Source organism: Streptomyces thermocarboxydovorans, from assembly GCF_039524635.1.
In the GTDB taxonomy this organism is placed as follows: domain Bacteria; phylum Actinomycetota; class Actinomycetes; order Streptomycetales; family Streptomycetaceae; genus Streptomyces; species Streptomyces thermocarboxydovorans.
Genome location: NZ_BAAAGU010000003.1, coordinates 108648 through 127648, shown reverse-complemented (window position 1 = coordinate 127648; position 19001 = coordinate 108648). Strand labels below are relative to the sequence as shown.

Below are 19001 nucleotides of genomic sequence, written 5' to 3'. Positions count from 1 at the left end.
GCCGAACCACCCAGGGCTACCGGGCCCCGCCGAACCACCCGGGGCTGCCCGGCGGCGCCGGACTACCGGGGCCTACCGGGCGGCCGCCCGAGCCAGCTGATCCAGCGTGGCCTTGACCGCCGGCACCTGGGCGAGGTCCGGGAGGGTCAGCGCGACGATCTCCCGCCGCACGGCCGGCTCCAGGGAGACCGTGCGGACACCTCTGGGCCGTACCGACTCCACCGCGAGCTGCGGCAGTACGGCGACACCGAGGCCGGCGCCGACCAGCCCGGCGACCGCCGGATAGTCGTCGGTCGCGAAGTCGATGCGCGGTGTGAAGCCGGCCGCCTCGCACACCTCGACCAGCTGCCCCCGGCAGCGCGGGCAGCCCGCGATCCACGGCTCCTCGGCGAGCTCCCCTATGGCGAGGGACGCCGCCCGCGCCAGCCGGTGCCGTTCCGGCAGCAGGCCGACGAGCCGGTCGGTGAGCAGCGGGCGCACCACGAGGTCGTCCCACTCCTCCGCCCCCGCCGACCCCTCGTAGCGGAAGGCGAGCGCCACGTCGCAGTCGCCCTCACGCAGCATCTCCACGGAACGCGGCGGTTCGGCCTCCTCCAGGGAGACCCGCGTGCCGGGATGCGCGTCGCGCAGTGCGGCGAGCGCCGTCGGTACGAGCCTGGAGCTGCCGCTGGGGAAGGAGACCAGCCGGACCCGGCCCGCCCGGAGCCCGGCGATGGCCGCCACCTCCTCCTCGGCGGCGGTGAGCCCGGCGAGGATGCCCGCGGCGTGCCGGACCAGTGCCTCACCGGCCTGGGTCAGCCGCATCTCGCGGCCGGTGCGGACGAGCAGCGGGGTGCCGACGGACGCCTCGAGCGCCTTCATCTGCTGGCTGACGGCGGGCTGGGTGCAGCCCAGCTCACGGGCCGCGGCGGAGAACGAACCGGTGGCGGCCACGGCGCGCAGCACACGGAGATGACGGGCTTCGATCACACCCTGAAGGATAAGCGCTCCTTTCATACGGCGCCGAATAATGCGTCGACGCTTTGGCATCGTGAGGCCTACCGTGCGGGCCATGAAGCTTCTGTCTGTGAATCTCGGGCGCCCGAAGGCCGTGCCGTACACCGACCAGCCGGAGGGGCTGACCGGCATCGACAAGCGGCCGGTGGACGGGCCGGTGCGGGTGGCGGCGCCGGGGCCGAAGGGAGTCGGCGGCAGCGGTCTGGCCGGGGACGCGGTGTGCGAGACGCGGTACCACGGCGGCGACGACCAGGCCGTCTATGCCGTGGCCCGCGAGGACCTCGACGCATGGGAGCGGGAGCTGGGCCGCCCGCTGGCGAACGGCGCGTTCGGCGAGAACCTCACCACCGAGGGGATCGACGTCTCCGGCGCCCTGATCGGTGAGCGCTGGGGCATCGGCGAGGAGGTCGTGCTGGAGGTCACCAGCGGCCGTATCCCCTGCCGCACCTTCCAGGGCCACATGGGCGAGCAGGGCTGGGTGAAGCGCTTCACCCGGCGGGGTGCGCCGGGCGCGTATCTGCGGGTGATCCGGCCCGGTGAGATACGGGCGGGCGACCCGGTGCGGATCGTGTACCGGCCCGATCACGATGTGACGGTCGCGCTGCAGTTCCGGGCGGTGACGACGGAGCGGACGCTGCTGCCGCGCCTGCTCGCGGCGGGCGAGGCCCTGCATCCGGAGGCGCTGGCGGAGGCACGGCAGTGGACGGAGAACTACGGTGTCTCGGCGGCCAGTTGACGCCACGCAGGCGCGATCGACCACCCGCGGGCGGGTGCGGTCACGCTCGACTGCGACATCCTCACGCTGGAGGGCAGCGACCTGCACATCATGGTCTACACGGCGGAACCCGGCACCGAGGACGCAGAGCGCCTGGCGCTGATCACCACCCTCGGCATCCAGACGTTCGTCGCCTGACGCGGGGCGGGCCGATACGCAGCGTGAGTTGAACGGGGTACCGCCAACTCGGAGGCCCCGGAGGGCTCCTAGGGGGAAACCCCGGCTCCCCACCCGGGCCGGTTCAGGGGCTGATCGGGGACGTTCCCCGATGTCCGGCGGGTCATGATCCACGACGCTCGAAGCATGACTCGCCGTATGTCCCACGACGCCGTGCCGGCCTGGGGAAACCCGCCCGCTGCCGCCTCTCGCCCCTTCCGCTGGAAGCGTCTTGTCCTCCTGCTGGTCGCGCTGGTGACCGTGGCCGCCATGGCCATCGGCGCGCTGCTGTACTGGCTGTGGACCGACGCCAAGGTGAGCACGGTGGGCAAGGCGCCGTTCGACAACGCGCTGGCGATACCGCCGCTGGCCGAGCCGACCGTGGAGAAGGACGGCACCCGCGTCTTCGATCTGCGGATGCAGGCCGGCGAGACGGAGTTCCGGGACGGGGTGAGGACACCGACCTGGGGCTTCAACGGCTCCTACCTCGGCCCCACGCTGCGGGCCAAGCGCGGCGAGAAGGTCCGGGTGCGGGTCAGCAACACCCTCGACGAGCCGTCCACCGTGCACTGGCACGGCATGCATCTGCCGGCACGCATGGACGGCGGCCCGCACCAGATGGTCGCCCCCGGAGCCACCTGGACCCCGCACTGGACGGTCGACCAGCCGGCGGCGACGCTCTGGTACCACCCGCATCCGCACGGCCGTACCGAGGACCACGTACGACGCGGTCTGGCGGGCCTGTTCCTCCTGGACGACGACGCCTCCGGGCGGCTGCCGCTGCCGAAGCGCTACGGTGTGGACGATCTGCCGGTCGTCGTGCAGGACGTCCGCTTCGACGGATCCCGGCTGGCCGGGGACCGGGGCCTGATGCAGAACGTCGGCTTCCTCGGCGACCGGACCATGGTCAACGGCACCCTGCGCCCGTACCGGAAGGTCCAGGACGAGCTGATACGGCTGCGGCTGCTCAACGCGTCCACCGCCCGCACCTACGCCTTCGGCTTCGCCGACAGCCGCGACTTCGCGCTGATCGGCACGGACGGCGGTCTGCTGCAGCGACCCGCGCGCATGAACCGCATACAGCTGTCGCCGGGTGAACGCGCCGAGATCGTCGTACGGATGAAGCCCGGTGAGCGGGTGATGCTGCGCAGCTTCCCGCAGCGCAACTACGGGGACGAATGGCAGCGCCGCTTCAACGGCGGTGACGACACCTTCGACGTCCTGGAGCTGCGCGCGGCCGAGCGGCTGCGCCCATCCCCGGAGCTTCCCGGCACCTTGGTCTCCGCCCCCGAACTGCCCGACGGTGAACAGGCCGTCGAGGCACGGCACTTCGACCTCAAGCGGTCCGGGATCAACGGCCGGGCGATGGACATGGGGCGCATCGACGAGACCGTCACCCGCGGCACGACGGAGGTCTGGACGATACGCAACACCAACGGCATGCCCCACAACTTCCATGTGCACGACGTGCAGTTCCGCGTGATGGAGGTGAACGGCAAGACGCCGCCGCCGGAGCTGCGCGGCCGCAAGGACACGGTGTTCGTGCCGCACGGCGTCACGATGAAGCTGGCGCTGCGTTTCACGGGGCCGGCCGATCCGGACGTCCCGTACATGTACCACTGCCATCTGCTGTACCACGAGGACGAAGGGATGATGGGCCAGTTCGTGGTGGTCGAGAAGGGCCGGCCGGCCGGAGGCCCGCCGCCGGGCCATGAGGGTCATGGGGGACACGGCGACCCCGGCAGTCCCGGAAGTCACAGCAGCCACGCGAACCAAGACGATCACGGGAGCCACGGAGGCCACCAGAGCCACAGCACCCACCCGGCCCATGGGGACCATGACAAGGAGCCGGCGCCGGCGGGACAGGCGCACGGGCACGAAGCGGGATGAACCGGCCGGGCTCCCGCACACCCCCGGCACCGGCAGCGGTGTGAGCGGACCGCTCCGCTCCGGCTCACTACCCTTGGGCCATGACAACGGCTCTGATTACGGGATCGACATCGGGTATCGGTGCCGCGTTCGCGCGGCGGCTGGCGGCGGACGGACATGACCTGGTGCTGGTGGCCCGCGACACGGGCCGGCTGCGGGAGCAGGCGACCGAGCTGCACGACCGGCACGGCATCGAGGCGGAGGTGCTCACCGCCGACCTCGCGGAGGACGCCGGTATCGAGGCGGTGGCCGAACGGCTCCGTGACCGCAAGAACCCCGTCGACCTGCTGATCAACAACGCGGGCTTCGGCAACAAGGGGCGCTACCTGGACGTGCCCATGACCGACGAGCTGCGGATGCTCAAGGTGCACTGCGAGGCGGTGCTGCGGCTGACGTCCGCGGCGGCGGAGACCATGCGGGAGCGGGGCCGGGGCGGTGTGGTGAACGTGGCCTCGGTCGCGGCGTTCGTGCCCCGCGGGACCTACGGGGCGTCCAAGGCGTGGGTCGTGCAGTTCACGCAGGGGGCGGCGAAGGACCTGGCGAACAGCGGTGTACGGCTGATGGCGCTGTGCCCCGGCTTCGTGCGCACCGAGTTCCACGACCGGGCCGGGATGGGCACGGACAACATCCCGAAGTGGATGTGGCTGGACGCGGACAAGGTCGCCATGACGGCCCTGGCCGACCTGGCCCGCGGCAAGACCCTGTCCATCCCGGACCCGCGCTACAAGACACTGATGGGCGCGGCGAAGCTGGTGCCGCGGGGCATGCTGGGCACGCTCACGTCCCGGACGGGCCGGAAGTACGGCCCGCAGTAGAAGGGGTGGCCGGGCGCCCCACGCCGCGCTGGGGTCGGCGGACACGGACGCCCTCACCGAGCAGATCACCGACGACTACGTCGACCACGACCCGGCGAACGGGCAGCCGCTGCAGGGCGCGGACGCGATGCGTGAGAACTATGAGCAGTGGCGGGCGGCGTTCGACGTCCGCTTTACCGTCGACGACCAGATCGCGCAGGGCGACCGGGTGTGCACACGGTGGACGTGCCGGGGCACGCACAAGGGCGAGTTCCTGGGCGTCCCGGCGACCGGGCAGGACGTGACGATGGAGGGCATGACCTGGCAGCGGTTCCGCGACGGCCGTATCTGCGAGGCCTGGTGGAGCTACGACCGTGCCGGCCTGATGGAACAGCTGGGGGTACTCGGCGACTGAACCCGCCCGCGAAGGGGAGGTTCCGACGGCCCTGGCCCGGGCCGGCGGGGCCTTTCGCCGGTATCTGCCGACACGGACCGGCTGTCAGAGGTTCCGACTAGGATTTCCGCTCTGCATTGATCAGAGCCGTCCGGAGGTGTTCGGTGCCCGCTGCTCCCAAGCCGAAAGCCCCCGCCCCACGAGAGCGCTGGTTTCAGCCGCGGCGATCCGGGTTTGTATGGGAGCAGGAAGGGCTCGACCACCTTCGGGCCCTGATGCCCAGGACGGAGCCCTTCCGGGCCTGGGCGACGTTCCAGTTCACCGCTGCTTCCGGCCGGATCAACGAGTGCGACGTGTTGATCGCCGTGCCCGGCGGTCTCTACCTGCTGGAGCTGAAGGGTCACCCGGGTCGGGTCGTGAACCACGGCGACACCTGGCAGTTCCACGGTGACCGGGTACGTACGATCCGCAATCCTCTGTACTTGACCGATCTGAAAGCCAAGGAGCTGAAGGAGCGGTTGGAGCGCGCGGCGAGGACGCTGGGCATGGACCCGCGGCAGGTGCCGTTCATCAAACCGGCCGTCTTTCTTCACGCTCCCGGCCTGGTGAGTGAGCTGGACGAGTTCCAGGTCACTTCCGTCTACGGCCGCAACGACGGTGCCAGCGGCCTGCCCAGGATTTGGGACGATCTGCTGGGCCGTCCGCCGGAGCGCGAGAGCTGGCGGGTCACGCCGGTGATCAGCCAGCGGCTGGAACAGCTGATGCAGCGCATCGGCATCAGTCACTCCACGGCTCACCTGCGCTTCGGCGACGACTGGAAGCTCTCCCCCCGCGCGCTCGACGCGGGGCCCGGGTGGGAGGACCGACTGGCGGTCCGGGACGACGGGCTCGTTCAGGAGAGCGGTCGTGTCCGTATATACCTGGCCGGTACGGCGGCCTCGGCCGAGCAGCGGGCGAAGGTGGAACGGGCGGCGCGCCGCGAGTACCAGGTCCTGCAGGGGATCAATCACCGCGGCATCGTCCAGGCGGTGCAGATCCGGGAGCACCAGGGCGGTCCGGCGATCCTGTTCCGGCACCGGGAGTCGGATCTGCGGCTCGACGCCTACCTGGACGCCTACGGCGGTCACCTCTCGCCGGGGCTGCGTCTGGATCTGGTCCGGCAGCTCGCCGAGGCGGTGCGCTACGCCCATCACCGGTCTCTGTACCACCGCGCGCTCTCGGCCCGCTCGGTCTACGTCTCGGCGCGTGAGGACGGTCGCGAACCCGTTCTGCGGATCGCCGACTGGCAGACGGCGGCCCGGGATTTCGAGACGACCCTGCACCGCTCGCTCGGCGACACACCGCTGGACGGCGGCCTCATCGCCGACACGGCACAGGTGTATCTCGCACCGGAGACGGACCAGGAGTTCGCCGATCCCGTCGACCTCGACGTCTTCGGCCTCGGTGCCCTCACCTACCTCCTCCTGACCGGTCGGCCGCCCGCGGACCGCCGCAGTGCGCTGCTGGAGCGGCTGCAGAGCGACAAGGGCCTGCACCCCTATGCCGTCTCCGACTCCGTCTCGGCCGCCCTGGACACCCTTGTCTTCCGGTCCACCGCCGCGGATGTGCAGGACCGCATCGCTTCCGTCGACGAGTTCCTGGACTTGCTGGCTGCCGCGGAAGCCGACGCTGCTGCTCCTCAAGTGACCGGCGGCACGGTCGCAGATCCGCTCACGGTCCAGCCGGGCCAGGCCCTGGACGACACCTGGACGGTGGTCCGCGTACTCGGCACCGGCGCGACGGCACGCGCGCTGCTGGTCCGGCGCGAGGACGCCGGCGCCGGCGAGGACAGCGTGCGGGTCTTCAAGGTCTCCCTCGACCAGGGGAAGGACGCCCGGCTTCTGGCTGAGGCCAAGGCCCTCAAAGAGGTGGGCGGCGGGCGCATCGTGAAGCTGCTTGCCGAGCCGCGTGAGCTGGCCGGACATATGCTCCTGGAGCTGGAGTACGCGGGGGGGTACCGGGGGCCGGACGACCGCGAGCCGGTGAGCCTGGGCTCGCGGCTCCGCGACCAGGGACCGCTGGGGTACGACCAGCTGGAGCGGTTCGGCAACGACCTGTTCGACGCGCTCGACGCACTGGCAGCCCGCGGGGTCCGGCACCGGGACATCAAGCCCGACAATCTCGGCCTGTTCAAGCGCAGCGACGGTTCCTGGCAGTTGATGCTGTTCGACTTCTCGCTCGCTGACGCGCCGGACCAGGATCTGCATGCGGGCACCCGCGGCTATCTCGACCCGTTCCTGGGCGGTGCCGGCCGCTCGCGCTACGACGACCACGCCGAGTGGTATGCCGCGGCCGTCACGCTCCATGAGATGGCTTCGGGCGAGAGGCCGGTGTGGGGCGACGGCCAGGGTGATCCGCGCATGGTCCCCGAGGCCGCTCTGCGTGTCTCTGCCGAGCTGTTCCCTCCTGCCCTCAGTGAAGGACTGCGGAAGTTCTTCGAGCGGGCGCTGCACCGTGACGTCGAACAGCGGTACGACAGCCTGCGGCAGTTGCAGGAGGCGTGGCGGGAGGTGTTCCGCGCGGCGGACGCGGCTCGGCCCGCCACTACTCCGGCGACCGTGGGCATCAGCGCCGAAGATCTGGAGGATGCACGCGAGCAGGCCGCCGAAGCCGCCACCCTGGACACTCCGCTCGCCGCGGCGGGGCTGTCACCCCGGGCTGTCTCGGTCGCCGAGAGCATGAAGGCGCACACGGTGGAGCAGTTGCTCGCCATCCCGCCGCACCACATCGCGCGGGCGAGGGGCGCGGGCAACGCCATCCGCAAGGAACTGAACCGGCGGCACCGGCAGTGGACCCAGGCCCTGCGCCGACGCCCCGCCGCGAAGAAGCCGCTCTCCCTCGCGCCCGACGCTCCGGAGGAGGTGCTGGAGTCGGTCGACACACTGGCCGCCCGCCTGACCCCGCCGGAGGGCAAGCGCCGTACGCGGCCCCGCCCGGATGTGATCCGGGCGACGTTGCAGCTCCCCGGGGTGCTGGAGGCGGGGGAAGCGCTCGAGCCGTGGCCGGCGCAGAGTGCGATAGCGGAGTCGCTGGGGATCAGCCAGCCCACGGTGTCCCAGAACCTGCAGGTTGCGGTCGAGCAGTGGGCGGCCCTGCCCTGGCTGCGGCGGGTTCGCGATGAACTGGTGGCGGTCCTGGCAGACCGGGACCGCGTGTCGACGGCCGAGGAACTGGCTTCGGAGCTGCGGGCCCGGCACGGTGCGGGCTCCGGCGATCCGGCGGAGGCCCAGGCCAGGGCCCTGGCAGTCGTGCGGGCCGCGGTCGAGACGGAGATCCGCCGGCGCGACGACAAGGAGCAGACCGAAGCGGAGGGGGAAGGTCCCGCCCGACTGGCCGTGCAACGGCGGGCCGGCCGTGTGGTGATCGCGCTGGAGGACCAGCCGGGCTCCGACGATCCGACCCCCGCGGAACTCGCCGATTACGCCGCCGCGCTCGGTGAGCGAGCGGCCGACCTCGCGGGGCGGGACCCTCTGCCGGGCCGCGCCACGGTGCTGAGGGAGCTGCGCGCCGTGTCCCCGCCCGAGGGCATGCCCCCGCTCGCCGACACGCGGCTGGTGGAGCTGGCCGCGTCGATGGCGGGCGGTGTTGCCGTCTCTCCGCGTCTGGAGCTGTTCCCGCTCACCCTCACGCTGGCACGCGCCCTGCGCATTTCCCAGGCGCCTGCCGGGGTCCGGCCCGAGACCGGTATCACCACCGGTGACCTGCTGTCCCGGGTCCGTGCCCGTTTCCCGGGGCTGAGCGGGCTGGAGGAGACGACGTACGTCGAGCTGGGCGAGGCCTTGACCGAGGCGGGGTTCCCTCTGGTCTACGACCCGGACCGGCGCCGGTTCGTGCCGCAGCAGCGGGAGGGCGCAGGCAGCCGGCCGGCGGTGTCCTCGTCGGTTCTCACCAGCACCAGCTCCCTCTACGCCGCCGCGCAGGGCAGCATCGCCGAGGGCCGGGACCCGCGGGTGGTGCTGGCGGCCCGTCTGAACGAGGCCCGCCGCCGGGGCGGTTTCCTGGCGCTGACGCTGAAGGGTGCGGAGCTGCCGGGCGTCGCCGCGGCGCTGGCCGAGGAGTACGAGGTCACGCCGGTGTCGCTGAACGGGCTGCTCCTGGACGCGCTGAAGGAGCTGGCCGAGGAGCAGTCGGTGCGCTGGGAGGCCCTGCTCAGGGCTGACGCCAAATACACGGCCACCGGCACGCTGGGTGCGGCGCTCGCCTCCTATACCCGTCTGGCGGCAGAGCGGGTGCGCGAGCGAGTGCTGGATCTCGCGGAGCGCTCGGGCCCGCGGGCCGTGGTGCTGGCCCACGAGGCCGGGCTGGTCGCCCGGTACTGGGAGGCGGGTGGCCGGGAGCTGCTGGCGGCGCTGCAGCAGTCGGCCCGACGGCCGGCCGACACTCCGCACGGCCTGTGGCTGCTGCTGCCGGTCGAGGATCCGCTGGCCTCCCCGTCGCTGGACAGCCGCACCGTCGAGGTGGTGGACCGGTCGACGGAGTGGGAGGTGCTGGACAGACTGTTCGTGAAGAGCCTGCGCACGGCCGGCTCACCTTCCTGACCGCCCGACTGGGCTCGCCGGATCTCTTACAGGGACAGCCCCTGGCCCGACCGGCGCTGGGAAGCTCGCCGCTGTGCTGTCCCCTAACTCTGGTTCATCCACTGCACACCCGCGACGATGCCCAGCAGGAGTGATGGGCTGATGCACCACCACGGAATGATCCGACGGACCGACGGTATGAGCCAAAGTGCCGTCACGGCAGCAGTAGCACCGATGGTGACCACGCAGGACAAGATGATTGCGGCGTAGGCCTCGTCGTCCCAGGGGCCGGACGGACGGATGGTCAGCGCTGCCCAACAGAAAAGGGCAGCGATAAGCGTCAGCAGCAGGATCGGGACTGCGAGGACCGCACGCAGGCAGCCTGTGTCGTTGTCCACGGACGGAGGGTTGGACATCACCGGAGTGCGTTCCTTGCGTCGTTCAGGTTGTTCATGAAGCCGCGCCCGTATGCCTGGGCATCGTCTGTCCGCCAGTAGGGACCGCCGTTGTAGCGCGCGGCGAGTTCTTGGTACTGGGCGGGTGTCATCTCCTCGGCCGGCACGTCGGCGAACTCGCTCTCCGCCTTGAGCTGGGCAAGGTATTCCGAGGGCGCTGGAACTCGTCGGCATTCCGCTCTATCAGAGGCGGGCTGCAGTCCTCCTTAGTTCGCCCGGTCGATCATGCCACCTGGGCCCTCATGGCGGGAATTTCGTTCCTGGTCAAGGCAGATCGGTAGCCCATAGGGGACATCGCCGACGGGAAGACGGATGATCCGCACAGGCTGATGAGCCAGCGACAGCAACGAGCCGGCCGGCAAGAGGGGTGTCACCAGTGACCACTGCCCCACGGTCGGCGGACCCTTTGAGGCCGAGCTTCGCCATCTCCCCCACCCCACCCGAACTGCAGTAAGTCGGCCGGCGAGTTGGTCTTGACCGGGAGCACCGGTAGGTCGCCGCCGAGCGAAGTGGCGGCTGGTGCAGGGAATCGTGCCCGACCATCTGCAGATCTGAGTCGCCCGCGTTTACGCTGATCCTTTCCTTCGCAGGGCAGGAATCCAGGGGGGGATCTGCTGTCATGAACGTCGGTGAGCGTGTTCTCGGCGTGAAGGTCACGAAGACCTACCCGCCCCGCGGCGGCACTCAGCTCGTCCGGCTGGAGACAGTCACGACCTTCACCTGCTCGCGGTGTGCACAGGCCAAGAAGGCGCGTCTGGTCGCCCTGCACGACAAGCGTCTGCTGTGCAATGGCTGCTATGGGCGGCTGGAGGCGTCCGCCCCGCAGGAGGAGCGGCAGTCACGGCAGGATGTTCAACCGTCTGCTCCCCAGGAGGAGGAAATCACCCAGGTCGTCGTCGAGGAACTCGACAGCGGGCTGCCCTTCTCCGTGGTCAACACCGGCCTCACGGTCGAGTGGAAGTTCTACGTCCGTGCCGAGCACCTCCTGCACGGCACGTGCCCCGTGCCGTCCGAGATGGCCGACCGGGCCGCCCCACATGAACCGCTCGATCTGACCTTCCTGCGCGGGCGCCGCCGCATCAGGGAGCTGGACCGGCAGAAGGGCATCAAGCTCGACACCGGCGGCGCCGAGCCGCTGCTGACCGGGCTCCGATGGCAGCCGTTCGTCCTGCCCGGAACGCGGGTGTCGGTGCGCTGGGACACCTGGAGGCAGCTGCGGCTGGCGTTCACGCCGCTGGACGCTCCCGTCGTCTTCGGCGGCACGCTGGTCCGCTACGTCCACGACCCCAGGATCATGACGCGTGAACTGGCCGCGTTCGACGCCCGAGTGGACCGGGTCGAGGAACTCGTGCTGATCACATTGCGGGAACTCGGCTACCTGGACGAGAAGGGCCGGGCGCTGCTGCCTCGGCAGGCGCTCGTCCGGAACACGGTGGAGCGGGCGGAGGCGGAACGACCGCCGCGGAAGAAGATCAACGGGGCGATCGACCGTCTCCTCTCGCGCGGCCTGCTCACCTGGGAGGAGGGCAGCGTGAACCGCGCCGGGATGCTGCGCTACCCGGCGCGGAGCGGGGAGAGGCCGGTTCGGTTGCTGTGCTACACGCCGGTCCTCCGGGAGGCGAACCGCGAGGATCTGCGGCATGCGGAGCCAGAGGTGGCGTACGGCGTGGCCGCGCACCGGGTCGCCGGGCATCTGATGCGGATCGGCCACCTCGGCAAGGAGGCCAGCGCGGAGGCGCGTGCCGCGTATCGAGAGGATCATCAGCGGGCCGGTCTGGCCGGGCCGCACGAGCTGCCCCGCGGGTTCACCTACGTGCGGGAGCACGAGCGGGGCTTCTAGGCCCCGCCCAGGCGGCTTCCTGGGCCGGAGGGGGCGGCCTGACCAGTACGGATGCTCTCCGGACGGGGTGGCCGGTGCAGTGGGCAGCCATCGGGGCGTGGGCGGTGCGGCGGGGCTGGCAGGATGGGGTGGCGAACCTTGGGGGGTTCGCTGGGGAATCGGTGCATCCGCGGGGTTCGCGGGGGCCCGCGAGCAGGAGGAGAGGTGCGGCTGTGACGGTGACGGCTGAGGGTGCGCAGGGGGCGGGGGCCTCGCTGGATCGCGCGCGGTTGCTGAAGGATCTCCAACGGCAGGTCCGCCTGCTGGAGGACGACCTGCGGGAGCGGACCGAGAGCGAGCCGGAGTTCCGTACGTCACTGCGTGCCGAGTACGACAAGGCGGTCGCCGCGGAGCGTACGGCGGCGATGTACGAGACCTGGCGGGACGAGCGGGTCGTACAGATCGCCGCCGCGTGGGTGCTGGCGTGTGTGTTCGTCCGGTTCAGCGAGGACAACGGGCTGATTCCCGACGCTTGGCTGTCCGGTCCGGGCGAGCGCCTGGCCGAAGCGCAGGACCGGCACGACGCGTACTTCCGCGCCCACCCCGAGAAGAACGACCGCGACTGGCTCCTCGACGCCTTCGACGCGCTCGCCGCGGCGCACCCCACGGCGGCGGGCCTCTTCGACCGCGCGCACAACCCCCTGTACGAGGTGACGCCCTCCTACGAGGCCGCGTCCGCGCTGCTGGCGTTCTGGCGGGCGCGGGGCGCCGACGGTGAGATCGTCCACGACTTCACCGACCCCGAACTGAACACCCGTTTCCTCGGCGACCTCTACCAGGACCTCTCCGAGCACGCCCGCAAGACGTACGCCCTGCTCCAGACGCCGGAGTTCGTGGAGGAGTTCATCCTCGACCTGACGCTGGAGCCGGCGGTGGAGGAGTTCGGCCTCACGCCCGTGTGGAAGCACCGGCCGGTGAACTGGCGGGGCGAGGTGTGGACCGACGGGCCCGGCGGCGAGGAGGTCGTCCGGGGGCTGCGCTGCATCGACCCCGCGTGCGGCTCCGGGCACTTCCTGCTGGGCCTCTTCGAGCGGCTGCTCGCCAAGTGGCGCGAGGCCGAGCCCGGCACCGAGCAGTGGGTACTGGTCCGGCGGGCGCTGGAGTCCGTCCACGGCGCCGACAAGAACCCGTTCGCCGTGGCCATCGCGCGGTTCCGGCTGCTGGTCGCGGCACTGAAGGCGTGCGGTGTGCGGGACCTGGCCGCGGCGCCGGACCTGCCGATCCGGGTCGCCGTCGCCGACTCCCTGCTGCACGGGCGGGGCGCGGAAACGGTGACGGAGGCACTGGACACGCTGTTCGCGGAGAACGAGCCGTTCTATTACCGGACGGAGGATGTCGAGGGGTTCGCGAAGGAGGTGGACCTGCTCGGGCGGGGGTCGTATCACGTGGTGGTGGGGAATCCGCCGTACATCACGGTGAAGGACAGCCAGGAGAGTCAGAACTACCGCAGCGCGTACTTCACCTGCTCGGGCAAGTACGCGCTGTCCGTGCCCTTCGCGCAGCGCATCTTCGAGCTGGCGGTCCGCGCGGACGGCGACCGGCAGGACGGTGGCTTCACCGGGCAGATCACCTCCAATTCCTTCATGAAGCGGGAGTTCGGCAAGGTCCTCATCGAGGCCTACTTCCACGGAGGGCGGCTCTACAGGGACCCGAAGTCGGGACGCAAGAGGGACTTCCCAGGTGTCACCCTCACCCACGTGATCGATACGTCCGGTGCATACATCCCCGGGCACGGCACGCCGACGGTGATCCTCGCCGGGCGGAACCACAAGGCACGGCAGGCCGACACGATTCGCGCCGTGCTGGGCGTCCGTGGTGAGCCGAACCAGCCCGAGGACGCGGCGAAGGGGCTCGTGTGGACGGCGATCACTGAGCAGGTGCGGAGGCCGGGGAGTGAGTCGGATTGGGTGAGCGTCGAGGATGCAAGCCGCGAGCGGTTTGCTGCCTTCCCCTGGTCGCTTACGGGGGGTGGTGCCGGAAGCGTCATGGCCGCATTGGACGGCGGTCAGCGGCAATCCCTGAAGGACGTCATTCAGTCAACTGGCTTTCACGACATCCTCGGTGAGGACGATGTCTTCGGAGCCGACCGGGTGCCCACCTTGTGGCGGCAGCGCTCGGTTGAGACGCGGACCTTGGTCACAGGTGACGTACTTCGCGATTGGGTCGTCGATACGGAGGCTGCCGTCCTGTGGCCCTACCATGACGAGAGGCCCGACGCGAGCCTCCAAGAAACGGAACTGTTCTGGCCCTACCGTTCCACGCTGCGGGCTGGCCTCACATTCGGGAAGACGCGGGAACAGCGGGGCATGGCCTGGCACGAGCACATCATGCTCTCGTGGGAACGGACACGAGCATCGGCCTTGATTGCCTTCGCCTTCGTGGCCACGCACAACCACTTTGTGCTGGACCGGGGTGGGAAGGTGTTCAACCGTTCCGCGCCGGTGATCAAGTTGCCGGAGGGGGCGAGTGAGGAACGGCATCTGGAGTTGTTGGGGGTGCTGAATTCCTCGGCTGCTTGCTTCTGGTTGAAGCAGGTGAGCCACGACAAGGGCAGCCAGGGCGTCAATGAGGGATTCAAGTCGCAGGAGTGGGAACGCTTCTACGAGTTCACCGGAACGAAGCTGCAACAATTCCCCCTCCCCAAGCAGCTCCCCCTCTCCCTCGCGCAGAAACTCGACACGCTGGCCCAGGAATCCGCCAAGCACGAGCCCTCCGCGTTCACCCGCGCTGCCGTCCCCACCCGGGAAGCCCTCGATGAGGCTCGGCGGGCACAGGAGCGGATTCGGGGGCGCATGATCGCGCTGCAAGAGGAGTTGGACTGGACTGTCTACCTGGCATACGGCCTGCTCACGCCCGAGGAGGTTGCCCGGACGACCGCCGACCAGACGCCCGAAGTAGCCCTTGGGCAGCGGGCGTTCGAGATCGTGCTCGCTCGGAAGGTGGCCGCCGGGGAGGCCGACACCGCGTGGTTCGAGCGGCACGGGTCCACTCCCGTCACCGAGATCCCCGCCGACTGGCCCGAGGAGTACCGCAAGGTCGTCCAGGCACGTATCGACCTCATCGAGGCCAACAAGCACATCCGCCTCATCGAGCGCCCCGAGTACAAGCGCCGCTGGTCCACCGAGCCGTGGGAGAAGCGGGAGGCCGCCGCTCTGCGGAACTGGCTGCTCGACGCCGCCGAGCGTGAGGAGCTGTGGTTCGAGGAGCGGGACGGCTTCACCGTGCCCCGTCCGCTCACCGTCAACCAGCTCGCCGACGCCCTCCGTCACGACGACGACGTCCAGGCCGTCGCCGCGCTGTACGCCGCTGATCACCTCGGTAAGCGCGACGTCTCCCTCGCCACCGTCCTCGCCGCCGTCATCGAGCCCGAGCACGTGCCGTACCTCGCCGCCCTGCGCTACAAGGAGTCCGGGCTGCGCAAGCGGGCACAGTGGGAGCAGGTCTGGGAGCAGCAGCGCGAAGAGGACCGTACCGGCAAGCGGCTCGACATCAAGGTGCCGCCGAAATACACCAGCGCCGACTTCCAGAAGCACTCCTACTGGTCCCACCGCGGCAAGCTCGACGTCCCCAAGGAGCGCTTCATCTCCTACCCCGGCGCCTCCCTGGAGTCCGACGGCTCCCTCCTCCTCGGCTGGGCCGGCTGGAACCACCGCGAGCAGGCCGAAGCCCTTGTCGGACTCCTCCACAGCCGTGTGGAAGAAGGCGGCTGGGCCAAGGACGACCCGCGCTTTGTCCCGCTCCTCGCCGGCCTGCGCGAAGTCATGCCGTGGGTACACCAGTGGTACGGCGGCTACGACGAGGAGTGGGAAGGCAACCCCGCTGAGGAGTTCCAGTCCGCGCTGGACTCCGGCCGGATCGACCGTGGCCTGTCAGAGTCCGACCTGATCAACTGGCGTCCCGAGAAGAAGACGCGGGGCCCGAAGAAGAGCGCGTGAGACGAGCGAGGGGCGGCCGGTGTACGCCGGCCGCCCCTCGTCGTCGTATCAGCCGCGCGCGGCCATCCGTACGAACGCCGTCCACGATTCCACGCCGACCCGGAGGAGCCCGCCCTCCGGCCGCTTGGAGTCACGGACCAGCATGGCCGTTCCGGTTTCGGCGACCTCGACGCACTGGCCTCCGTCTCCCGCGCTGTAACTGCTCTTGTACCAGCGCAGACCGTCAGCGGGCTCTGAGCTGCTTACCTTCATAGCTCTCCCAACAGCTTCTCGATCCAGGTCAGCGATTCCCTGGGGGTCATGGCCTGTGCGCGGAGAACCCCGTACGTGGACTCGAACCCCTGAACCTTCGCTGGCTCTGTGTAGAGGGCACTGTTGCTCTGCACCTCCGTGTAAGCAATCCTGCGCCCTGTCCGCGTGAGGATCAACGTGAACGGGCCTGCAACTCCAGCGTGCTCATCACGGTCAGTCGGCATGACCTGTAGCTCGATGTGCCGCTCGTGGCCGAGCAGAAGCAGATGTTCCAGCTGAGCGCGATGCACGGAAGTGCCGCCGAGGGGCCTCATGAGGACGTGCTCTTCGATGACGAAGCTCAAGAGCGGTTTGGGGGTACGGGACAACAGCTTCTGCCGGTCCCGTCGCGCCGACACCCGTTGCTCCACGGTTTCCACGTCCAGCAGCGGGCGCCACATACCGAAGACGGCCCGCATGTACTCCTCGCACTGCAAGAGACCGTTCACCAGGTGCGTGTCATAGGCGTGCAGTTCCGCAGCCTCCGCCTCCAGACTCACGAACCGCCGGAAGAACGACGGATACCTGGCCTTCGCCACCTCCTCCTTCATCGCCGTCAGCACCCCACGTGCCCCCACCGCCCGGTCCACCGCGTCGATCAGCTCCGGCTTGGGAATCCGCCGCCCTTGCTCCACCGCCGCGATCAGTGCCTCGCCGTACCCGACGCGATCCCCCAACTGCGCCTGCGTCAGCCCCGCCGTCTCCCTCAGCAGTTTCATCTGGCGTCCGAAGCAACGCAGGAACTGCCCGCTGGAGTCCGGTTCCACCCCGCCCGCACCCGCCTCCGCACCCGCGTCCATCCGCTCACGCCCCCTTGCGCTCGCCCTGTCACTCCTGGTGACCGGAGACTAGGACGTCTGTGCGTCAACGGCGCCAGAACGTAGGCAAGTTGGTTCGTGTGAGTGAACGCCTCCGCGAAAGCCTTCTTCACTCATCGCGGCCATACAGGCACGCTCCGTGCGCTACCGTCACCTCAGCGCATCAGCGCAGACAATGAATCGGCCCCCGCGACGGCTGGACCCGTCAGCGAGGGCCTGGACCACCAGTGGAAGTCAGGAGCTCCCACAGTGATTTACCGGCACCTTATCGCGCCCCCGCGCGCCTTCACCCGCTTCTCTCACGACATCATCCGGCACCCGAGGCTGTCCTCCGACGCCGTTCGACTTTTGACCTGGCAGCTCTCCCTCCCGGAGCACGCCCGCGAATCCCTGTCCCGCACCGCCGAACGCGCCAACATCGGGGCCACGGCTTTCACCCGCGCCAAGCGGCAGCTGAAGGACGAGGGCTTCGTCCACGAACGGCGCCTCCAGGGGCCCGGCGGGCTGTGGGTCACCCAACAGCTCGTTTCCAGCGTTCCGTTGAGCGAAGCGGAAGCCGCCAAGCTGTTCGCACAGACGCCAGTCAGCCCTGCCGGTACGACCACCGAGCGCGTCTCCCCGCCACAGCCACAGCCGCAGCCGCAGCCGCGCCCAACGGCACCGGCACCGGGTCCTCGTATCCCGACCGTCGGTGAGCCGACCGGTCCGGTCACCGACGGCTCTCCCACCAACCAAGACCCCGTCGGGACGACCTCCCACCAACCCCCCAGGCCCCCCGCCCAGCAACCGGCACAGGAACCGGCCCTGGAACCGGCCCTGGACGACGAAGCCGCCACCCCCCACCTCGAAACGGCCCGCGCCCTCGTCGACGCCTTCCCCTCCCTCTCCCCCGACCTGCTGCACATCCCCCGCGCCATGCGCTCCGAGCTGACGCGGCTCACCGCGCGCTGGCTGGCCGCCGGCCATGGGCCCGCCGACATCCGGACGCACCTCCTGCGCGGCCTGCCCGACGACGGCACCCCCGTGCGCCGCCCCGGCGGCTTCCTGCGGCACCTGCTCGGCGAGGTCCCGCCGCCGCTGGTGCCGCCCCGTGCCGCACTGACCGGCGGCACCACGCCACCCCAGCCCGGTACCGCCCCCGGTTCCGACCCCGCCCCTGGCTCGGTTCCCCGCCTGTCGCCCCGCCTCGCAGGCGCCCGTGAGTGCGCGGGCGACCATGTGCAGCCGTTGCTGTTCCGACCTGTCGGCGATGAGACGCACTGCCCGCGCTGCAGGGCCGTATCGAGCTGACTGCCACTCAACTCGCGGGCCGCGTACGGTAGTCACATGACTACCGATGTCTACATCGACGGCTTCAACCTCTACTACGGCCTGCTCAAGAAGAACCCCGACCTGAAGTGGCTCGATCCGGTCTCTCCGTCGTACATGTCCGGGCGGATGAGCACCAGGGGCCGACCGCCCCGACAGCCACGGCCCCGACCACCACAGATGACGTCTGTCGGGCCGTAGACGCTGGTCAGGGGGCGTGCCGGGACGGGATCTTCGGAGCATGACGACCGTATCCCCCACCGGCACGGCCCCCGCCACCGGGCAGCCCTTCGTGCTCCGCTTCTCCGCCACCCCGCGCGGCGCCCGCCTGGCCCGCAGGCTCGCCGCGCACCAGATGGACCTGTGGGGGTGGGCGTACGGGACGCCCGTGCACGACGCCGTGGAACTCGTCGTGGCCGAGCTGGCCGCCAACGCCGTCACGCACGGGCGGGTGCCCGGACGGGACGCGGAGCTGCGGCTGACCCGCGACCGGCGAGGGCGCGTGGTCGTGGAGGTGAGCGACGTCCGGGGGGAGCGGCGGCCGGTGCTCGCCCGAAGCCACCGGCCGCTGGCGGACGGCGGGCGGGGGCTTGCGCTGGTGGCGGCACTGGCCGAGGAGTGGGGCGTGGCCGAGCGGCCCGGCGCACCGGGCAAGACCGTGTGGGCCGCCGTGCCCACCGGGTCCCGGCCCCCGGCGCCCGGCCGGTGATCTGAG

At 70.3% G+C, this 19001-nt stretch carries 14 protein-coding genes and 1 pseudogene; 11 read left to right on the top strand and 4 right to left on the bottom strand.

Annotated features, from left to right (window positions below; all coding sequences use genetic code 11):
- Window positions 1-72 precede the first annotated feature (72 nt).
- Window positions 73-969: a LysR family transcriptional regulator gene (locus ABD198_RS02355; protein ID WP_343997582.1), complete on the bottom strand. Its 897-nt coding sequence runs from the start codon at window positions 967-969 to the stop codon at window positions 73-75.
- An 82-nt stretch (window positions 970-1051) separates the two neighbouring features.
- Between ABD198_RS02355 and ABD198_RS02350 the strand changes: the two genes are divergently transcribed.
- The 6 genes and pseudogenes from ABD198_RS02350 to pglW all read left to right on the top strand — a co-directional run bounded on the left by ABD198_RS02350 (window position 1052) and on the right by pglW (window position 9621).
- Window positions 1052-1732: an MOSC domain-containing protein gene (locus ABD198_RS02350; RefSeq protein ID WP_343997581.1), complete on the top strand. Its 681-nt coding sequence runs from the start codon at window positions 1052-1054 to the stop codon at window positions 1730-1732.
- A gap of 15 nt (window positions 1733-1747) precedes the next feature.
- Window positions 1748-1909 (top strand): annotated as a pseudogene (locus ABD198_RS02345) (MmyB family transcriptional regulator); the annotation flags it as partial.
- 288 nt (window positions 1910-2197) lie between these two features.
- Window positions 2198-3817 carry a multicopper oxidase domain-containing protein gene (locus tag ABD198_RS02340; RefSeq protein WP_425580399.1) on the top strand — a complete coding sequence of 540 codons (1620 nt, stop codon included), beginning with the start codon at window positions 2198-2200 and terminating at the stop codon, window positions 3815-3817.
- An 80-nt stretch (window positions 3818-3897) separates the two neighbouring features.
- Window positions 3898-4671 (top strand): SDR family NAD(P)-dependent oxidoreductase, encoded by a 774-nt coding sequence (locus tag ABD198_RS02335; RefSeq protein WP_343997579.1) that lies wholly within the window; start codon window positions 3898-3900, stop codon window positions 4669-4671.
- Between the two features lie 28 nt (window positions 4672-4699).
- A complete protein-coding gene (locus tag ABD198_RS02330) occupies window positions 4700-5065 on the top strand; it encodes an ester cyclase (RefSeq protein ID WP_343997604.1) in 366 nt (121 codons plus the stop codon).
- A gap of 143 nt (window positions 5066-5208) precedes the next feature.
- On the top strand, window positions 5209-9621 hold the full coding sequence (gene pglW, locus ABD198_RS02325; RefSeq protein WP_343997578.1) for a BREX system serine/threonine kinase PglW: 4413 nt from the start codon (window positions 5209-5211) through the stop codon (window positions 9619-9621).
- A gap of 83 nt (window positions 9622-9704) precedes the next feature.
- Here pglW and ABD198_RS02320 read toward each other — a convergent pair whose 3' ends face one another.
- Complete coding sequence (locus tag ABD198_RS02320; RefSeq protein WP_343997577.1) at window positions 9705-9998, bottom strand: hypothetical protein; 294 nt, start codon at window positions 9996-9998, stop codon at window positions 9705-9707.
- A 676-nt stretch (window positions 9999-10674) separates the two neighbouring features.
- On the opposite strand from ABD198_RS02320, the gene ABD198_RS02315 reads away from it, so the two are divergent.
- Window positions 10675-11895, top strand: a complete 1221-nt coding sequence (locus ABD198_RS02315) for a hypothetical protein (protein WP_343997576.1) — start codon at window positions 10675-10677, stop codon at window positions 11893-11895.
- 212 nt (window positions 11896-12107) lie between these two features.
- The gene (gene pglX, locus ABD198_RS02310; protein WP_343997575.1) at window positions 12108-15869 is read left to right on the top strand and encodes a BREX-2 system adenine-specific DNA-methyltransferase PglX; all 3762 of its coding nucleotides are present in this window, start codon (window positions 12108-12110) and stop codon (window positions 15867-15869) included.
- A gap of 48 nt (window positions 15870-15917) precedes the next feature.
- Here the strand turns inward: pglX and ABD198_RS02305 are convergent, their stop codons facing one another.
- Window positions 15918-16121, bottom strand: coding sequence for a DUF397 domain-containing protein (locus ABD198_RS02305; protein ID WP_343997574.1), 204 nt, complete (start codon window positions 16119-16121; stop codon window positions 15918-15920).
- Window positions 16118-16960 carry a helix-turn-helix domain-containing protein gene (locus tag ABD198_RS02300; RefSeq protein WP_343997573.1) on the bottom strand — a complete coding sequence of 281 codons (843 nt, stop codon included), beginning with the start codon at window positions 16958-16960 and terminating at the stop codon, window positions 16118-16120. Before ABD198_RS02300 ends, ABD198_RS02305 begins: the two co-directional genes overlap by 4 nt.
- Window positions 16961-17326: 366 nt before the next feature.
- On the opposite strand from ABD198_RS02300, the gene ABD198_RS02295 reads away from it, so the two are divergent.
- From ABD198_RS02295 to ABD198_RS02285, 3 genes are read left to right on the top strand one after another with little or no spacing between them, the layout of a single operon-like run.
- A complete protein-coding gene (locus tag ABD198_RS02295) occupies window positions 17327-18268 on the top strand; it encodes a hypothetical protein (RefSeq protein ID WP_343997572.1) in 942 nt (313 codons plus the stop codon).
- A gap of 36 nt (window positions 18269-18304) precedes the next feature.
- Complete coding sequence (locus ABD198_RS02290) at window positions 18305-18487, top strand: PIN domain-containing protein (protein WP_343997571.1); 183 nt, start codon at window positions 18305-18307, stop codon at window positions 18485-18487.
- Window positions 18488-18527: 40 nt separating this feature from the next.
- Entirely contained in the window at window positions 18528-18995 is a 468-nt protein-coding gene (locus tag ABD198_RS02285; protein WP_343997570.1) for an ATP-binding protein, read from the top strand.
- Window positions 18996-19001: the final 6 nt, after the last annotated feature.